Genomic DNA, 17,775 nt, shown 5'->3' on the forward strand with positions numbered 1-17,775 from the left:
CCAGCCCGTGCCCGTCGTCCGCGTCCCCCTGCCGCGGGGGGCGGGGCCCGGCGGGCCCCCCCGCCCCCCCCGCCGCCGGGCGCCCCCCCCCCCCCCCCCCCCCGGCCCCCCCGGCCCGCCCCCCCCCCGCCGGCCCCCCCCCCCCCCCCCCCCGCCGCCCCCCCCCCCGGCCCGCCCCCCCCCGCCCCCCCCCCCCCCACCCCCCCCCCCCCCCCCCCCCCCGACCGGTCCGCGATCGCGGACCGGTACGCATCCAGCAGGCGCTCCAACCCGACGGCCGGGCTGAAGTCCTGTTCGTAGCGGCGCCGGCCGGCGCGGCCGAGCTCCCGGTTGCGGGCCGGGTCGGCCGTCACCGCACGCAGGCAGGCGGCCAGCGAGGCCACGTCGCCCGGCCGGTGCAGCAGCCCGCTCACCCCGTCGTCGACGAGCTCGACGAACGCGCCGTGCGCGGCGGCCACCGCCGGCACCCCGGCCGCCATCGCCTCCACCACCACCAGGCCGAACGTCTCCAGCGCCAGCGAGGGCGCCACCACGGCCACCGACCGGGCGACCGCCTGCTGGCACTGGGCCGGGTTGTACAGGCCGACGTACCGCACGTCGTCCCGGCCCGCTGCCCAGTCCTTCACCTCGTCCGCCAGTGGGCCGGCGCCGGCCAACACCAGCGGCACGCCCACCCCGCCGGCCGCCGCGAGCTCGTCCCAGGCGGCCATCAGGAGCCGCACCCCCTTGGCCTCGGCGAGCCGGCCGAGGAAGAGCAGGTGCTCGCCGTCGCCGGTGCGGCAGCCGCCCGGGTCGGGCACGAAGTTGTGCTTGACCGTGAGCCGCTCCGGCGGCATCCCGGAGCGCACCAGCACCTCGCGCTGTGCCGCCGAGATGCAGAAGAACCGCCGCACCCCCGACCACCAGCGGCGCCGGTTGACGGTCAGGCTGACCGCGAGCGGCACCGTCGCCAGGCGCGAGTCGCGGTAGCAGCCGTGCCGCACGGCCGGCAGCGGCACGGTGGAGCCGACGCACTCGGTGCACAGCCGGCCGTCCCGCTGGAGCGTGCCCGGCGGGCAGATCTGGGTGTAGTTGTGCAGCGTGGCGACGGCGGGCACGCCCGCGTCCGCGCAGCCGGCGAGCACCGCCGGCGACAGCAGCGGGAACACGTTGTGCACGTGCACCACGTCCGGCCGCTCCGCCCGCAGCCTGGCGGCCAACTCGGTGCGGACCGACGGGTTCCACGGCACCAGGAGCGGCACCTTCGCCTTGCCCAGCAGCGAACGGTCGGCGATGTCGTCGCTGCGCCGCTCGAACACCTCGACCCGGTGGCCGGCCGCGCGCAACAACTCCACCTCCTGGTCGACCACCCGGTTCTCGCCGCTCGGCTGCGCCGATGAGTAGCGGTTGTGCACCACGAGGACGTGCATGGTTCAGACCACCTCCGGGTCCTTGGCCCAGCGCGGTGCGCGCCGGCGCGGCAGCGTGGGCGCACGGTGCGGCGGGGCGCCGCCGGAGGCCGCCAACAGCGAGGCGGCCACGGCCAGATGCAGCAGATAGGGCGAGGCGTCGCCGAGCCCGGCCTCGGTGTACGAGGAAATCCCGCAGTAGCTGATGAGGAAGATCGCGCAGGCCCGCTGGAGCGAGGGCGGCCGGAGCAGCGCCACGCCGCCGAGCACCAGGATGATCCCGGCGACCAGGCCGATGCCGACCAGCCCCTGCTCGTGGTAGACGGCCAGCCAACTGTTGTCGATCGGCAGCCCGTCGTACGACTTGTCGCCGAGGCCGGTCCCGAACAGCTTCTCGGTGGTCGAGCGCGGCGCCGCGAGCAGCGCGTCCCACACCTTGGCCCGGCCGGTGAGGCTGGAGAAGTTCTCCTGGCTCTGGCCGCGCAGGAACCAGGCCCGCAGGGCCGGTGCGAACCCCACCGCCGCGACCGTGGCGCACGCCACCGACCAGGTGAAGCACCGCCGGGCCGCGGCGCTGGTCAGCACCAGCGAGCCGATCGCCAGCGCCAGCCCGATGAGCAGCCCGATGGTGGCCGTACGGGTGTGGGTCAGCGCCAGCAGCACCAGCGTCGGCAGGGCGACCAGCGCGGCGCTGCCGCCGGTGGTCTGCCGGCCGAGCGCGAGCAGCACGGTCAGCCCGATGATGACCGCCGCGTACTGCCCGATCTGCGGCGGGGTGAGCGGCCACAGCGCGCCCACCAGCCGCCCGCCGTACAACTCGGGCATGGCCGCGCCCGGCGAGATGGCAAGGCCGGCGGCTGCCGTGCCGAGCACCACGAAGTACAGCCGGATGTGGCTCCGTACGAACCGGAAGCTCCCGTCCCACCAGCGGCTGACCAGCCACAGCGTGCCGATGAAGAGCCCCAGCCGGGTACAGCGGAACAGGGCGCCGAAGCCGGCCTCCAGATGCACGCTGGAGATCACGGCTGGCACAAGCAGCAGGGTCAGCAGGAACAGGAAGGCGCTGGCGCGGACGCGCAGCCGCAGGTTGAGCAGGAGCGCCAGCGCGAAAGCGGCGACCAGCGAGCCCATGGTGACCATCTGGATGAGGGAGCGCGGCAGCGGCAGGATGCTCTTCGCGCCGGCGGAGCCGAGCGTGTTGAGGACCAGCAGCGCCCAGACGACACTGACGGCCCGCGGGCTGCCGGTGGCGACGGCCGCCGCCGGTGGGGTGCCGGTGGGGCCGGCCGGGGTCGCGGTGGGGCTGCCGGGATTGCCGGGGCTGCCGGGGCCGGCAGCCCCAGAAGCACCGGAGCCACCGAGAGCGTCCGAGCCGTGGGAAGAACCGAGAGCGTCCGAGCCGCCGGAAGCCCCGAAAGCACCGGAGCCACCGCCAGCACCAGGCAACCCACCGCGGTGCAGATCAGCTCCCACCTCAACCACCCGCCCCGGCGTCGAGGGTGCTGCCCGCGTCCTGCCCGTACGGCTCGCCCCGCCACTGGCCGAAGCCCAGCACCCGGCTCGGGTCGTGCGCGACGAACTTCCACGGCCCCAGGTACACGTTGTCGTGCCACCGGTTGCGCTGGCCCCAGGTGATCGCCTTGGCCACCCGCTGGCCCTGGTAGGGCGACCAGTCGGGATAGGTGCCGTAGTTGGCCAGCACCGCCATCCGGTCGCACATCTCCCGGCACTTGAGGGCGGCCTTGTCCACCACGAAGCGGTTGTCGTGGATGTCCACCCGCTGTGTCTTCCACCGGCAGTCGGCGAACAGCGGCGCGCTGGCGATGCCCGGCCGCGCGCAGCGGTCGGTGCGCTCCACCAGGAGCGTGCAGTCACCCGTCGAGGTGTTGGCCGGGCTGTTGCAGAACCGGTCGGCGTTCTCGAACAGGGTGATGCCCGACCAGTTGTCCTCCAGCCTGTTCCGGTAGATCTCGATCTTGTCCGTACGGGCCCTGACCCGCGGCTCGCCACCGGACTCGGACAGGTAGAGCGTCCCGTACGGGAAGTCGTCGCCGCCGCCGGCCGCGCGCCGGCCCTCGACCCAGTTGTTGCGCCGGATCGCGTTGTTGCGGATGACCGCGTTGTAGCTCGTCTCATAGATCAGCGCGGCCCCGTCGTTGGCCTCAAGGGCGTTGTCCTCGATGCGGAAGTCGTTGTTGTTGGTGTCGGCCCACAGCCCGGTGCCACGGTTGTCGTGCACCCAATTGCCGCGGATGTCAGCGCCGTTGACGGCCCAGAACTTGATGCCGGCCGTGCAGCCGCAGCCCGGCTTGCGCCGCTCCCAGTCGTCGGTGTTGTTGCCCGTGACCTCATTGCCCTCGACGACCAGGCCGCGGATGGAGTCACCGGCCTTGTAGGCGTTCATCCCGTACTGGCCGTTCTCGCGCAGACAACTGTCACGGACCTGCTGGCGGGCACCGGCCATCAGCCCGGCGCCGGCGTTGCGCTGGATCGTGGCGCGCTCGATCACCCAACCGTCGGCCGAGTCGTGGTTGACGACGCCCTCGTTGTGCGGCGCGCGGAAGCCCTGCACCGTCAGGTCGCGCAGGGTGACATCGGGCGCGGTGCCGCCGAACGCGTACTGATTGGTCTTGCCGCCGTCCAACACCGCGCCCGGTGCCCCCAGATAGGTGTTCCCCTGCTTGGGCATGACCTGCGCGTAGCGGTGCCGTTCGAGCCGGTGGGTGCCCGGGCGCAGCCAGAACGTGGTACGCGGCGGGTTGTCCCGGGTCTTGGCCGCCAGGTCGTTGACGACCGTGGGGTCAACGGCCACCGCGCCCGCCGGCGGCCCGGTGGTGCCGGCCGCCGGTCTGTCGCACACCCGGGCCGGCGACCGGTCGGTGGACGAGGACGGTGTGGCGGTCGGCCCCGCCGCATCGTCCGATGTGCTCTCACAGCCGGCCACCGCGAGCAGCGCCAGCACCAACGGTGCCGCGACGCCCATCCGGTGCCGCCTCCCCTTCCCCAACTCTCCCCCTAGTCGCGGAACTTGAGTACGGTGCTGAACCCCTGCCCGCCGCCGGCCAGGCCGGTGCCGACCAGCGTGGTGCTGGGCTCCTTGCGGCCGAAGCCGGCCGAATACCAGCCGAGCGGTGGATCGCTCGCCCCGCGGTGCGCCCGCCACGCCAACTGGTCGGGCAGCTCAAGGACGGCAGAGCGGTCCTCGCCCTCCCTCGACCAGGTCAGCTCGGCCCGGCTGCCCGCGAGCTCCACGGCGACCGCGGGCCCGATGTGGAAGGCGAGGCGGGCCGCGAGGACGGGCCCGCGCACCTCGTCCACGATGCGCAACTGGCGGCTGGCAGCGGTCAGTTCGACCCGGCGGCGGTGGACGACGCCCTCGTAGCCGTCGTGTTCGGCGGACCAGTAGGCCACCCCGTTCCCCTCTGGGACCGCGGCCAGCACCCGGCTGCGGGCCTGCCGGGTCCACAGGAACGGGCCGCCGGACACCGACTGGTCGGCGCCGCCGAGCTCCAACGTGTTGTGGCCGATGGTCGACCGGAAGTACTGCCGCCACTCCGGCTGCCCGTGGTAGCAGAACGTGCCCGGGTCGGCGAGCACGTCGACCCCCTCGTGCCGCACCTCGACCGACAGGGCGTCCGCGTGCGCGTGCGCGGCGATGGACAGGAAGCCGTGCGGGCCGCCGTCGCACCGGCACCAGATCCCGCCGGGGCCGCGCAGCACGGTCAGCCCCGCATCCGCGAAGTGCGCCGGCCGGCGCGCCGGGCGGGCCACCGCAGGGCCGGCGCCGCGCGCCGCGTACGGCCTGATCAGCGCGGCCAGCAGCGGTGTGCGCACATCGCTGCCCGGCACGCGTGGCCACCAGTCGAGCCGGCCGAACACCGCGTCCCCGGTGGCCAGCAGCGAGCCCCAGCGGTCGGTGCCCGCGCCGTCCACGACCAGCCCGTGCCCGTCGTCCGCGTCCCCCTGCCGCGGCGGCCTGAGCCGGTCGTCCACCACGGCCGCCAGCGCATCGGTCATCCGCAGCAGCACCAGCCGCAGGTCCGCCGGGACCGGCACCCCGGCGGCGTCCGCCTCGGCCAGCGCGGCCAGGCCGAGTTCGAGCACCAGCCCGTGGTACTCGGTCGCCAACTCCCGGTTGAGTCCGGAGGGAAAGGTATTGCCGCGCAAGTGCTGTGCGAGCGAGCGCAGGGCCTCGGCCCGCCAGCGCGCCGAACTCGGGAACCAGCCGAACGCGCACGCCGCCGCGGCCTGCCCCGCCGCCTCGGCGATGACGTGGTTGTTCGCCGAAGAGCCACGGCTCGGGAAGGCGGCCAGCCAACGCTGGTGGTACCAGACCTGCCGGCGCGCCTGCGCGTTCTCCTCGAACAGCGCGGCGGCCCCCGACCAGCCGTCCAACAGCCGGCGCACCCACACCCAGGACAGCAGCCTGATGCCCAGCTCGATGCCGCTGACCCAGTGCACCGAGCGCAGCGGCGGGTTCGCCGCCCACCAGGACCGCAGGTGCGCCGCGACCCGCTCGGCGTACCGCTCGTCGCCGGTGAGCGCGTACGCCGCGGCGAGCACGGTCAGGTGGTGGTGCCGGGACGGCTCCCAGATCTGCTTGATGTCACCGACCGCGTCCTCACTGCGGTACGGCACGTCGAAGGCGTACCCGGCGGGCGCCCGGCGGCCCGTCTTCGGGTCGTACGACCAGTCAGGATCGACGAGGTCATCGCGCGCCACCCCGAAGTACTCGGCGTGCCCGGCCAGCAGCTCGTCCGCCGCAGCCACCAGCCGCTTCGCCGCGTCCGGCGGCACCGCGGCCAGCGCCCCGGCGGGCAGCGCCGCGCCGAAGCGGGCACCGGTCACCTCGGGGGCGGCCGGCAGCGCGGTGCGCCACCGGCGGCGGCGCACCGCGTCCGCGACCCGGCCGCCGATCTCCTGCGGCCCCATCCGGGACAGCCGCCGCAGGTACCAGCCCGTACTCATGCTCACTGTGCCCTCGCCAACGCCACCGGCGCACCGGCGACCAGACTGGCCCGCACCGCGAGGGTGGCCGCCGTCGTCGCGGCCAGCGACTCCACCGGGACCGGCATCGGCCCGCCGCTGCGCACCGCCGCCAAGAACGCGTTCACCTCGGCGCGCTGCCCCTTGTCCCTGGCCTTGGGCAGCCGCGAGCTGACCCACCGCTTGCGGCCGTAGACCGAGGCCCGGACGAAGTCGTCCAGGCGCAGCGCCCGGCCGTCGGCGATCAGGTCCAGGGTCTCCTTGGGGAAGCTGCCGGGCCCCGAGGTCAGATAGCTGAGGGTGGCCGTCGAACCGCCCGGGTAGCGCAGCAGGACCTGGAGATCCTCGGTGCCGGGGGCGGTCAGCGCGTACACCGACAGCGGGTCGGCGCCCAGCAGCCAGCTCACCGTGTCGATGAAATGCCCGCCCTCACCGACGAACCGGGAGCCCTCGGTGTCCTGCTTCAGGTACCAACTGCCGTGCTCCAGGCGGCCCGCGTTGACCAGGTAGCGGACGCTGGCCGGGCCGCTGCGGGGGCCGAACTGCTTCCTGGCCTCGCGCAGCAGCGGCGCGAAGCGCCGGTTGAAGCCCACCTGGAGCCGGTCGTTCCCGGATTCCTCCACCGCGGCGAGGACCGCGGCGAGCTCGCCCTCGGTCAGCGCCAACGGCTTTTCCACGAACACCGCCTTGCCGGCGAGCAGCGCCCGTCGGGTGAGCTCCGCGTGCGAGCTGTGCCGGGTGACGACGAACACCGCGTCGATCGCCGGGTCCGCCAGCGCCGCGTCCAGGTCGGTGCTGGCGCGGGCGAAGCCGAACTTGCGCTGCGCGTTGGCGCCCGACAGCGCCGTGGTGGTCACCACCTGCGCGAGCGTGACGTCCTCGCGCTCGGCCAGGTGCGGCAGCAGCATCGAGGTGGCGTAGTTGCCCGCGCCGACGAACGCCACCCGCACCGGAGCCGATCCGCGCCGCACGGGCGCCTTCCCGGCGGCCTGGTCGCTGCCGCGCCGCACCGCGGGCACCGCCACCTGCGGCTGCTGCGCGGCCTTCGGCCCGTCGCCGTCCGCCGGCCGGTCCGGGTACGCGAAGAGCACGGCCACGGCCTTCAGCTCGCCGTCCTTGAGGCGCTGGTAGGTGCCGACGGCGTCCGCGAAGTCGGCGACGTGCGAGATCAGCGGCTCCACGTCGACGCTGCCGCGGGCCAGCAGATCGAGGAAGCAGGCCAGATTGCGGCGCTCGGTCCAGCGCACGTAGCCGATCGGGTAGTCCCGGCCCTCCAACTCGTACTCCGGGTCGTAGCGCCCGGGCCCGTAGCTGCGCGAGAACCGGACGTCGAGCTCCTTCTCGTAGTACGCGTTCCACGGCAGGTCGAGGCGGCACTTGCCGATGTCGACGACCCGGCCGCGGTCCCGGCTCAGCCGGGCGGCCAGCTCGACGGGCTCGTTGCTGCCGCCGCCGGCCGCCAGGTACACCTGGTCCACGCCGTGCCCGTCGGTGAGCTCGGCGACCGAGCTGACCACCGTCGCCGACCCCGGATCGCCGCAGGCCACGGCGCCGAGCCCGGCGGCGAGCTCGCAGCGCACCGGGTCCGGGTCGACGCCCACCACGCGCACCCCCGCCGCGGCGAGGAGCTGCACCACCACCTGCCCGATCAGCCCCAGGCCGATGACCAGCGCCACGTCACCCAACTGCGGCTCGCCGCGGCGCACGCCCTGCATGGCGATCGACCCGACGGTGCCGAACGCCGCGTGCCGCGCCGCCAGCCCTTCCGGCACCGGGGCGTACAGGTTCTTGGGAACCCAGTTCACCTCGGCGTGCAGCGCGTGCTCATTGCCCGCACAGGCCACCAGGTCGCCGACCTTCACCTCGTCGATCCCGGCCCCGACCTGCTCGACCACCCCGCACAGCGAATAGCCGAGCGGCGTGTACGAGTCGAGCTTGCCCATCACCTTGCGGTAGGTGGCCGGCACCCCGTTGGTGGCCACGCTCTGCATGACCTTGGCCACCTGGTCGGGGCGCGAACGGGCCTTGCCCAGCATCGACATGCCGGCCTCGGACACCTTCATGAGCTCGGTCCCGGTGGAGATCAGCGAATAGGCGCTGCGGACCAGCACACCGCCCGGCTTGCACCCCGGCACCGGCACGTCGAGCAGCGCCAGTTCACCGCTCTTGTAGTTCTGCACAACCTGCTTCACCCGAGCTCCTCTTCCATCCTCACGGTCAGGCCGCCCGGCTCTGGCCGGAGCCAGAGGTCGCGTCGCGGTACCAGTACTCAAGGGTCAGTACGTGCCACAGATGCTTGGAGTAGTCCCGCTGTCCGGCGGCGTCCGCCGCCACCATCCGGGCCAGCGCCTCACGGCGCAGGAACCCGGACTTCACGAGCACGCCGTCGTGCACCACCTCGCGCACCAGCGGCGCCAGGTCCCGGCTCATCCAGGCCCGCAGCGGGGCGCTGAACAGGCCCTTGGGCCGGTACACGATCTCCTTGGGCAGGATCGAGGTGGCCGCCTCCTTGAGCACGGCCTTCCCCTGCCGGCCGACGATCTTGCGGTTGCCCGGCACCGCGAACGCCGCCTTCACCACCTCCACGTCCACGTACGGCACCCGCACCTCGGTGGAGGCGGCCATGCTGGAACGGTCGGTGTAGGCGAGGTTGAGGCCCGGCAGGAACAGCCGCGCATCGCCCAGGCACATCCGGTTGACGAAGTCGTCCAGGTCGTTGTCCCGGTAGACCTCCGCGTGCTCGCCGAGCACCTCGTCCACCGTGCCGGCCACCTCGGGGTCGACCAGGTCGAGCAGCTCGTCCCGGTCGTACATGGTGTAGCTGCGCCGGAACGCCGTCTCCTCCGGCAGCTCCGCGAAGGACAGGAACCGCTTCGCGAACCGCACCGACCGGTAGCCCCGGCGGGCGGAAGCCACCGGCAGCCGGTCCACCGCCCGGAACAGGCCGCGCCGCACCGGCCGCGGCACGCGCTGGTAGCGCAGCGCCAGCACGTTGGCCAGGTGCTTGCGGTAGCCGGCGAACAGCTCGTCGGCGCCCATCCCCGACAGCATCACCTTCACCCCGGCCTCCCGGGCGGCCGAGCAGATCAGATACGTGTTGATCGCGGCCGGGTCGCCGATCGGCTCGTCCAGGTGGTACGTCATCCGCGGCAGCAGGTCCAGCACGTTGGGGGCGATCTCGATCTCCCGCAGGTCCACCCCGAACTGCTCGGCGACCCGGCGCGCGTACCGCAGGTCGTCCGGCATCGCCTCGAACTTGGCGTCCTCGGCGCGGAAACCGATCGTGTACGCGGCGATCCCGGGCCGCTCCCGGGCGGCCAGCGCGGTCAGATAGCTGGAGTCCAGGCCGCCGGAGAGGAACGTCGCCACCGGCACGTCGGAGATCAGGTGCCGGCGGTTCGACTCCTCGATGACCGCCGCCAGGTCCGGCTGTCGGCCGCTGCGGGCCAGTTCCCGCCCCTCGGCGGCCACCTCCCGCAGGCTCCAGTACTGGCCGCGCTCCACCCGCCCGTCCGGCCGGCACCGCAGCCAACTGCCCGGCGGCAGCTTCTCCGCCTCCCGGAACGCACAGCGCGTATCGGGCACCCAGTAGTAGAGCAGCGAGGCGACCAGCGCCGCATGGTCCACCTGCAACGCCCCGCCACCCACCGCGGCCAGCGCCTTCAGCTCGGAGGCGAAGACCAGGCCGGCGCCGCGCCGCAGCAGGAACAGCGGCTTGACGCCGAGCTGATCGCGGGCGAGCACCAACTCGCCGGTGCGCTCGTCGAAGACGGCGAACGCGAACATGCCGCGCAGCCGCGGCAGACAGTCGGTGCCCCAGCGCCGCCACGCCTCAAGCAGCACCTCGGTATCCGAACTGCCCCGGAAGCGCACCCCACTGGCCGTCAACTCGGCCCGCAGATCAGGCGCGTTGTACAGCTCGCCGTTGTAGGTGAGGGCCAGCCCGTCCGAGACCATCGGCTGGGCGCCGGTCTCGGACAGGTCCACCACGGCCAGCCTGCGGTGCCCGAGGTGGACCTCGCCGTCACCGACGGGGTGGCTGTAGCGCCCCGTGCCGTCCGGGCCGCGGTGGGCGATGACCTCGGTCAGCCGGTCGGTCACGGCCTTCCCGTCCGGCCACCGGTACGTGCCTGCGATGCCACACATCTGCTACCGCGCCTCCTGATCGCTGTCCGGGACCCGCGCGGCCGGCAGCGGCGACCGCTCCGCCCGCTGCTGGCCCGCGCCGTTCTGCCGGGCCAGCCGCCTGGCCGCCAGCCGGTCCCGCTCGCTCTCCCTGGCCAGCCGCTCACCGTGACCGCGCAGCGCGGTGTGCAGCCCGTCCCACAGCGTGCCGTCGGTCCGATCCCGCGGATCGGGGTCGATCAACACCACGCCGAGCACCGGAACGTGCTGGTCGGCGAGTTGCCGGGCCACCGTGTGCAGCCAGGCCGAACTGCCGTGCCCGGCCCGTACGACGAGCATCGCCTGCGCTCCCAGGTGCCCCAGATCGGTCCACGCCGTGCCCGGCGCGAGGGAACCGACGCCGAGCCTGCACCCCTCCTGCGGACCGGCGCCGACGGCCGCGGCGCCGACCACGCTCACCCCCGCGGGCGGCTCGCCGCGGGAGAGCTCCGAGCGCGGCAGGCCGTCGACGAGGACCACCGGGCCCTGCTCCGCCAGCGCCTCCGCGACGTCGAGCGCGATGGCGCCGGCGCTGCGCGCACAGCCGAGTTCGAGCAGCGACACCGGCTCGCCCGCGCCGCGCACGGTGCGCGCGAGCGTCGCGGTGAGCTGCGCCCTGGCCACCTTGGTGCGGCGGCGCTGCCAACGCCCGCCCGCCCTGCGGCGCCTCCGCGGCGCCTCAGCGATGACGGATGCGCCCAGGTCCACCGCGATCTCCCGGCGCAGCACCGGACGGTCCGCCACCACCGTGGTCACCGCGGCCACCAGCAGGCCCAGCACCAGCCCCAGGACCAGCCCGATCGCCCCCTGCGTGACCAGGGCCTTCGGCAGCGAGTGCGGCACCGCGCGCGGCGCGTCCACGATCTGCGTACCGGCGATGAGCCGCGGCGCACCGGTGCGCGCCTCGGCGGCGCGCTGATCGAAGTCGGCGATTCGCGAGTTGAGTTCGGCCCGGCGGGCGAAGAGTGATTCGATGCTCGCCGCCGCCTTCGGGTCGCCCCCCGGGGTGCGGTTTCCGATCGCCTCGTTGACCTGCGTGAGCTCGCCCCGCATCCGGTCCCGCTGCTGGATGAGGGCGGTCGCCTCGGCCTGTGCGGCCTCCCGAATCCGGCGCACGTGGTCGGCGACGAAGGCGTTGGCCAGCGCCCTGGCCCTGGCCACCGCCTCCGCGTCGCTGGCGCCGGTCACCTCGATCTGCATCAGGTTGTTGGTCAGGCCCGCGCCCCGGTAGTCCGCCATGAAGTCCTCGGGCCGCTGCGTCGACTTCAGCGCCTGGAGGGCCCGGCTGGCGATCCGGGTGGTCTGGAGCAGGGCGACGTCGGTACGGATCAGGGTTCCGGTGTCGTTCGGCTGGTCCTCCCGGTGTGCGATCAGCACCTTGGTCACCGCGGACGGTGGCGGCGGCATGACGACCGCGAGCACCGCGCCGGCCAGCAGCCCGAACAGGGCCAGCGCCGACCACAGCCTGCGCCGCCTGCGCACCGCAACCACCAGCGTCTGGAGGTCGAGCAGGGGAGTGGGCGACGACGGGGCCGGGGCGCCCGCCGTTGCCGGCGTCCCCTTGGCGCCCGCAGCGCCCGCAGCGCCCGCAGCGCCCGTCGCGCCCGTCGCGCCCGTCGTGCTCGTCGTCACGCGGAACCCCCTGGTGCGTCGCCGCCCACCGCGAGGGCCAGGGCCTCGTCCGCGGGTGGTGGGTCGGCCGGACCCGCCGTATCCGCCCTGACCAGGCCCGCGACGACGACACCGACCACCTCGTGGCCGCCGTCCGCACAGGCCCCGGCGATGCCGCCGAGTTCGGCCGCGGACCAACTGCCGGCACTGAGCAGGACCACGGCACCGGACTCGGTCTCCCGGTCCGGCACCATCGGCTGGTCCACCGCGACCGCCACCACCCGCAGCGCGGGGAGCCCACCGCCCGACGGGCTCCCCTGCGGGGCGCTCGCCGCCTCCGCGACGAGCTGTTCCGCGGCCCGCCGGGCGATCTCATCGCCGTCCGGGACCAGCACCAAAAGACCGCGGGAGAGCGGCAGTTGGCTCCTCAGACGGGCGCAGACCCGCCGGTAGCGGAGCCGCCGGCTGGCCTCGTCCCCGTACGCGCGCGGCGCCGGCAGGTCCCACCGGGTGTCCATGCCGAGCAGCCGCCGGGCCACCGCCCGCGGGCCCTGACCGGCCGGCCGGTCGGCGGACCGCCCGGTGGCCACCTCCACGGTGCCGAGCAGCGAGGTGCCGAGCGCCGCGGCGATCTCGGACTCGGTGCGCAGCCGGCGCTTGCCCCGCCGGGCGGCGAGCTGCCACACGCTTCCGGCCAGCACGAACAGCAGCGCCCCGGCCACCACGAGCTGCCCCCGGGTCGGCGGCGTCGCACTGCCGGGACGGGTCGCGGGACCCATCACCACCATGCCCGCCTTGTTGGCCGCCGGGTCGACCTCGTCCAACTTCTTCATTGCCTCTTCCAGCGCGGTGCGCAACTTCTCCAGCGCGGTGCGGGCCTGCACGCTCTCCACGGTGCGGCCCGGGTCGGCCGCATCGGCCAACTCGGTGATGCGCCGGTTGGTCTGCGCCACCTTCTGGCGCAGCGCCTCGGGGCCGGTGACCGCGTCCGCCTCGCCGCCGGCGCCGGACAGCCGCGCGGTGAAGGCGACGAACTGTTCGGCCAGCCGGTCCGCGAGCCGCTGCGCGCGCGCCGGGCTCTCGGCCGTGCCCGACACCTTGATGATGTTCCCGTCGGTGGTCTTGGCGCTCACCCGGTCCCGCAGCTCACGACCGCCGACCCCGCTCCAGTGCAGCGAGTCGGCCACCCGGTCGACCACCGTCGAACTGGTCGCGATGTGCGCCTGGGTCAGCAACTCGCGCTGCTCCCACTGGCCCGGCAACAGCACCGAAGCCGATGCCGTGTAGCGCGGCGGGAACAGCACGGACGCGCCCAGGCCGAGCAGCGCACCCGCCACGGCCAGGGCGACCAGCAGCCGCCAGCGCCAGCGGAGCATCCGCCCGATGGTGACCAGGCGTATGGTGTCGTCGCTCAACGGCGCGGCCTCTTCACGGCCGGCCGCTTGCGGGCGCGCAGGGCCCCCGCCCCTGCGGACTTCCGGGCGCGACCACGACAGGCCGCCTCGTACGCGGCGAGCAGCGCGGCCTGCGAGTTCCGCCAGGAGAGCGGGCCGCTGACCCGCTCCTGGCCGATCTTGCCCATCGCCTCCCGCTTCTCCGGATCGTCGAGCAGCAGCGCCACCAGCCCGGCGAAGGCACCCTCGTCGTTGGCCGGCGCGTACAGCGCGGCGTCCCCCGCGGAGACGCGCGCCTCCCGCAGGTCGAACGAGACGATCGGCCGGCCCATCGCCATGTACTCCAACACCTTGTTCATGGTCGACACGTCGTTCAGCGGGTTGTACGGGTCGGGGGAGAGGCACACGTCCGCGGTGGACAGGTAGCGCACCAGGTCGGCGTCCGGGATGCGCCCGGTGAACTGGACCTGGTCACCGAGGCCCAGTTGCCCGGCCAGCCGCACCATCGCGTCGAAGGCGTCGCCCGAGCCGACGAACACCGCGTGCCAGTCCGTCCGCCCCAGGTCATCGCGGAGCTTCGCCAGCGCCCGCAGCGCGTAGTCGACGCCGTCCTGCGGGCCCATCACACCCAGGTAGCACAGCAAGTGGCGCTTGCCGCGCTTGAGTTCGGGCTCGGCCGGCACCTGCGGGAACCGGTCGATCTGGGGCGCGCTGCGCACCACGAACACCTCGTCGGGGCGCCGGCCGCCGCGGCGCACCGCCACCTCCTTGTAGCTCTCGTTGGTGGCGAGCACGACGTCCGCGGCCCGGTACGTCATCCGCTCAAGGGCGCACACCCCCCGGTAGAGGAGGTCCTTGCCGCGGTCGAACCGGGACAGGTACAGCTCGGGCACCAGGTCGTGCTGGTCGAAGACGAACCGCGCGCCGCGCCGCTTGAGCCACAGCGCCGGCAGGAACAGCAGGTCGGGCGGGTTGCAGGCGTGCACCACGTCGACCGGGCCCACGGCGCGGGCCAGCCTGGCCGTGTGCCAGAGCGCCGACCCGTACTCCCGCAGGTAGCCGGCCGGCCCGCCGGTCGCCGCGCGCAACGGGTAGCGGTGCACCCGCACCCCGTCGATCTCCGCGTACGCCTCGGTGTCCCGTTTGCTGCCGCGCGGGCAGATGACGTCCACCGTCCAGCCCGCGTCGCGCAGCGTCGTGCACTCCTGCCACACCCGCCGGTCGAAGGGCACCGACAGGTTCTCCACCAAGATCAGCGCGCGTCGGTCGGTCCCGGCGCCGCTGGTCGCATTACCAAGCAAGGCCCATGTATCCCGGTTCGGCCCGGCGCGCGTTCGCGTCGGGAAGGTGGACGAGGTCGATGAGGTCGGGCCCGGCACCGCGGGGCAGCTCCGCCAGCACGGCCGGATCGCTGGTCCCCACCAGGCACACCTCGGCGTGGTCGAGGACCTCGGTGACGGAGTCGGCGAGCAGTTGCGCCAGGTGCGGCAGCCGGGTCTCGATGTACTCGCGGTTGGCGCCCAGCAGCCGCGACAGGCTGACGTTGGCGTCGTAGATCCGCAGGTCGTAACCCTTGCCGAAGAGCCGCTCGGCCAGTTCGACGAGCGGGCTCTCGCGCAGGTCGTCGGTGCCGGGCTTGAAGGAGAGGCCGAGCAACCCCACCCGCCGCTTGTCGGCCCGCTCGACGAGTTCGACCGCCCGTTGCAGATGGGCGGAGTTGGACGGCAGTACGTGGGAGAGGATCGGCACCGAGACGTCCGCCCGCTGCGCCGCGTGCACCAGGCTGCGCAGGTCCTTGGGCAGGCAGGAGCCGCCGAAGGCGAAGCCGGGGCGCAGATAGGCGGGGCTGATGTTCAGCTTCCGGTCGGCTAAGAACACGTCGATCACCTGGTGCGAGTCGACACCGAGCGCCTGGCACACCGCACCGAGCTCGTTGGCGAAGCCGATCTTCAGCCCGTGGAAGGCGTTGTCCGCGTACTTGATCGCCTCGGCCGTCGGCACCGGCACCCGGAACACCTCGCCCGGCAGCCCGGCGTAGAGCGCGGCGACCGCGTCCCCGCTGGCCGCGTCGAGCTCGCCGATGACGGTCTTCGGCGGGTCGAAGAAGTCCCGGACGCTGGTGCCCTCGCGCAGGAACTCCGGGTTGACCGCCACCCCGACGTCCACCCCGGCCGTGCCACCCACGTACTTCTCCAGGATCGGCACCAGCAGGTTCAGGCAGGTGCCGGGGAGCATGGTGCTGCGGAACACGACGGTGTGCCGCCCACCCCGCTCGGCCAGCGCCGCGCCGATCTCCTCGGTCACCCGCTCCAGGTAGGTGGTGCACAGGCTGCCGTTGGGCTCCGACGGCGTGCCGACACAGACCAGGGACACCTCGCTGTCCGCGATCGCCTCGCGCACCTCGCGGGTGGCGCGCAGCGCACCGCTGCCCACCACCTCGGCGATGAGCTCACCGATCCGCTCCTCGACCACCGGCGCCTTGCCGTCGTTGACCAGGTCCACCTTCACCTGGTTCACGTCCACGCCGATGACCTGGTGTCCCAGGCTGGCCAGGCACGCGGCCGACACGCAGCCCACGTAGCCGAGCCCGAAAACGCTGACCTTCATGACCTGTCTCTCCCCCCAGGCAGGCCCGACGGGCCTGCGGTTCGCGCGCCGGCCGGACCACGACCGCCGCGCATCAGTAGGCCCCCTGCCCGTGCAGCACCGCACGCAGCGTCTTCCACAAGATCACCGTGTCCAGGGCGAGCGACCAGTCCTCCACGTACCGCAGGTCGAGACGGACCGCCTCTTCCCACGGCAGGTCGCTGCGCCCGCTGATCTGCCACAGCCCGGTGAGCCCCGGCTTGACCAGCAGTCGCCGCCGGATGTCGGGGCCGTACGCTGCGGACTCCTCGGGCAGCGGGGGCCGCGGGCCGACGAGTGACATCGATCCGGTGAGTACGTTGACGAGCTGTGGCAGCTCGTCGATGGAGTAGCGGCGCAGAGCTGTGCCCACCCGGGTCACCCGCGGGTCCCGGCGGAGCTTGAACAGCAGCCCCGCGCCCTCGTTGCGGTCGGCCAGCTCGGCCCTGGCCCGGTCGGCCCCGGCGACCATGGTGCGGAACTTGTACAGCGTGAACTCGCGGCCGTCCTTGCCGACCCTGCGCTGCCGGTACAGGGCCCCGCCGCGGCTGTCGATCACCACGAGCAGCGCGACGACCAGCATCAGCGGTGCGAAGAGCAGCAGCAGGAGCGCCGAGCCGAGCCGGTCGACGACCTCCTTGACCACTCGCCGGCCGCCGGTGAAGGTCGGCATGCTGACCCGTAGCAGTGGCAGCCCGAGCACGGTGTCGACGTGCAGCCGCGGGCCGGCCACCTCCATCAGCACCGGGGCCACGACCATGTCGGCGTCGCTGCCCTCCAGGTTCCAGGCCAGCCGTTGCAGCCGGTCAGGTGACCAGTGCGGGTCCGGGGTGAGGGCGACGACGCGGTAGCCGTCGCGGTGTACGTGGCTGGCGACGTCCGTGAGCTGGCCGATCACCGGCACCCCGGCCACCTCGTCACCGCCTTGCCCGTGCCCGTCGGTGGTGCAGACCGCCTCCACCCGCCAGCCCAGGTGCGGGAACTTACGGGTACGGGTGATGAGGTCGTGCACGGTGGCCACGCTGCCGGCCGCGAGCACCGGCCGCAGGCATCGCCCCTCCTTGCGCTGTTTGTGTAGCCACAGGCGCAGCAGATAGCGCGCGGTGATCGTGGTGAGCGCGATCGCCGGCACCGCGACGAAGATCCAGAGCTTGATGTTGTGCGAGGTCAGGGCGATGCCGCCGAGGGCGAGGACGACGGTCGCCAGAAACAGCGAGCGTCCCAGCCGGCGGAATTCCTCGGCGCCCTGGCCCAGTACGGCCGGCGCCCACGATCGGCTCACCGCCAGGGCCGCCAGCACCAGGAGTTCGGTGCCGAAGGCGAGGATGCCCCATTTCTCGTGCCAGTTGGCGGCGTCCCTGGCTCCGAAGAAGTTGCCGATGGACGCCACGACGAGGGCGGTGGCCACGGCGTCGCTGATGATCACGGTGCGGCGGTACCGCTGTTCCCACTCGATCGCGGGTTGGCCCGTCGGCCCGTTCGTCAGGTGCCCGTGCGCTGATGCAAACGGGCTGGCTAATTCCCCCTGCTGCACAGAACCCCCCCAGGTCCCCAAAGGTTGGACGTGCTCGTCTCAGACCGTTCCGCTCGCAGGGGGCCCCGCCCCC

General features: G+C 73.6%; 11 protein-coding genes. All 11 read right to left on the reverse strand.

Annotated elements, in window-relative coordinates; all coding sequences use genetic code 11:
- On the reverse strand, positions 1-1,409 hold a 1,409-nt coding region (locus AAHZ94_RS11190), incomplete at its 3' end, for a glycosyltransferase (RefSeq protein WP_349992627.1).
- Between the two features lie 3 nt (positions 1,410-1,412).
- The gene (locus tag AAHZ94_RS11195; RefSeq protein WP_349992638.1) at positions 1,413-2,600 is read right to left on the reverse strand and encodes an O-antigen ligase family protein; all 1,188 of its coding nucleotides are present in this window, start codon (positions 2,598-2,600) and stop codon (positions 1,413-1,415) included.
- A 262-nt stretch (positions 2,601-2,862) separates the two neighbouring features.
- Complete coding sequence (locus AAHZ94_RS11200; RefSeq protein WP_349992628.1) at positions 2,863-4,371, reverse strand: right-handed parallel beta-helix repeat-containing protein; 1,509 nt, start codon at positions 4,369-4,371, stop codon at positions 2,863-2,865.
- Positions 4,372-4,403: 32 nt separating this feature from the next.
- Positions 4,404-6,356, reverse strand: a complete 1,953-nt coding sequence (locus AAHZ94_RS11205; RefSeq protein WP_349992629.1) for an alginate lyase family protein — start codon at positions 6,354-6,356, stop codon at positions 4,404-4,406.
- A 2-nt stretch (positions 6,357-6,358) separates the two neighbouring features.
- The gene (locus tag AAHZ94_RS11210) at positions 6,359-8,566 is read right to left on the reverse strand and encodes a bi-domain-containing oxidoreductase (protein WP_349992630.1); all 2,208 of its coding nucleotides are present in this window, start codon (positions 8,564-8,566) and stop codon (positions 6,359-6,361) included.
- A 25-nt stretch (positions 8,567-8,591) separates the two neighbouring features.
- Positions 8,592-10,520, reverse strand: a complete 1,929-nt coding sequence (gene asnB / locus AAHZ94_RS11215; protein WP_349992631.1) for an asparagine synthase (glutamine-hydrolyzing) — start codon at positions 10,518-10,520, stop codon at positions 8,592-8,594.
- A gap of 3 nt (positions 10,521-10,523) precedes the next feature.
- Positions 10,524-12,050: a Wzz/FepE/Etk N-terminal domain-containing protein gene (locus AAHZ94_RS11220; protein ID WP_349992639.1), complete on the reverse strand. Its 1,527-nt coding sequence runs from the start codon at positions 12,048-12,050 to the stop codon at positions 10,524-10,526.
- A gap of 116 nt (positions 12,051-12,166) precedes the next feature.
- Complete coding sequence (locus tag AAHZ94_RS11225; protein ID WP_349992632.1) at positions 12,167-13,564, reverse strand: Wzz/FepE/Etk N-terminal domain-containing protein; 1,398 nt, start codon at positions 13,562-13,564, stop codon at positions 12,167-12,169.
- On the reverse strand, positions 13,561-14,844 hold the full coding sequence (locus AAHZ94_RS11230; protein ID WP_349992634.1) for a glycosyltransferase family 4 protein: 1,284 nt from the start codon (positions 14,842-14,844) through the stop codon (positions 13,561-13,563). The genes AAHZ94_RS11225 and AAHZ94_RS11230 overlap by 4 nt, the downstream gene beginning before the upstream one ends.
- On the reverse strand, positions 14,834-16,150 hold the full coding sequence (locus AAHZ94_RS11235; protein WP_349992635.1) for a nucleotide sugar dehydrogenase: 1,317 nt from the start codon (positions 16,148-16,150) through the stop codon (positions 14,834-14,836). Before AAHZ94_RS11235 ends, AAHZ94_RS11230 begins: the two co-directional genes overlap by 11 nt.
- Positions 16,151-16,223: 73 nt before the next feature.
- Positions 16,224-17,702 carry a sugar transferase gene (locus AAHZ94_RS11240; RefSeq protein ID WP_349992637.1) on the reverse strand — a complete coding sequence of 493 codons (1,479 nt, stop codon included), beginning with the start codon at positions 17,700-17,702 and terminating at the stop codon, positions 16,224-16,226.
- Between the last annotated feature and the right edge of the window lie 73 nt (positions 17,703-17,775).

The organism is Streptomyces sp. HSW2009 (assembly GCF_040240285.1).
In the GTDB taxonomy this organism is placed as follows: Bacteria; Actinomycetota; Actinomycetes; order Streptomycetales; family Streptomycetaceae; genus Streptomyces.

Bases quoted from the DNA above. Each gene is read 5' to 3' on its own strand.
- AAHZ94_RS11200 (WP_349992628.1), bottom strand. From the start codon at position 4,371: ATGGGCGTCGCGGCACCGTTGGTGCTGGCGCTGCTCGCGGTGGCCGGC.
- AAHZ94_RS11205 (WP_349992629.1), bottom strand. From the start codon at position 6,356: ATGAGTACGGGCTGGTACCTGCGGCGGCTGTCCCGGATGGGGCCGCAG.
- asnB (WP_349992631.1), bottom strand. From the start codon at position 10,520: ATGTGTGGCATCGCAGGCACGTACCGGTGGCCGGACGGGAAGGCCGTG.
- AAHZ94_RS11235 (WP_349992635.1), bottom strand. From the start codon at position 16,150: ATGAAGGTCAGCGTTTTCGGGCTCGGCTACGTGGGCTGCGTGTCGGCC.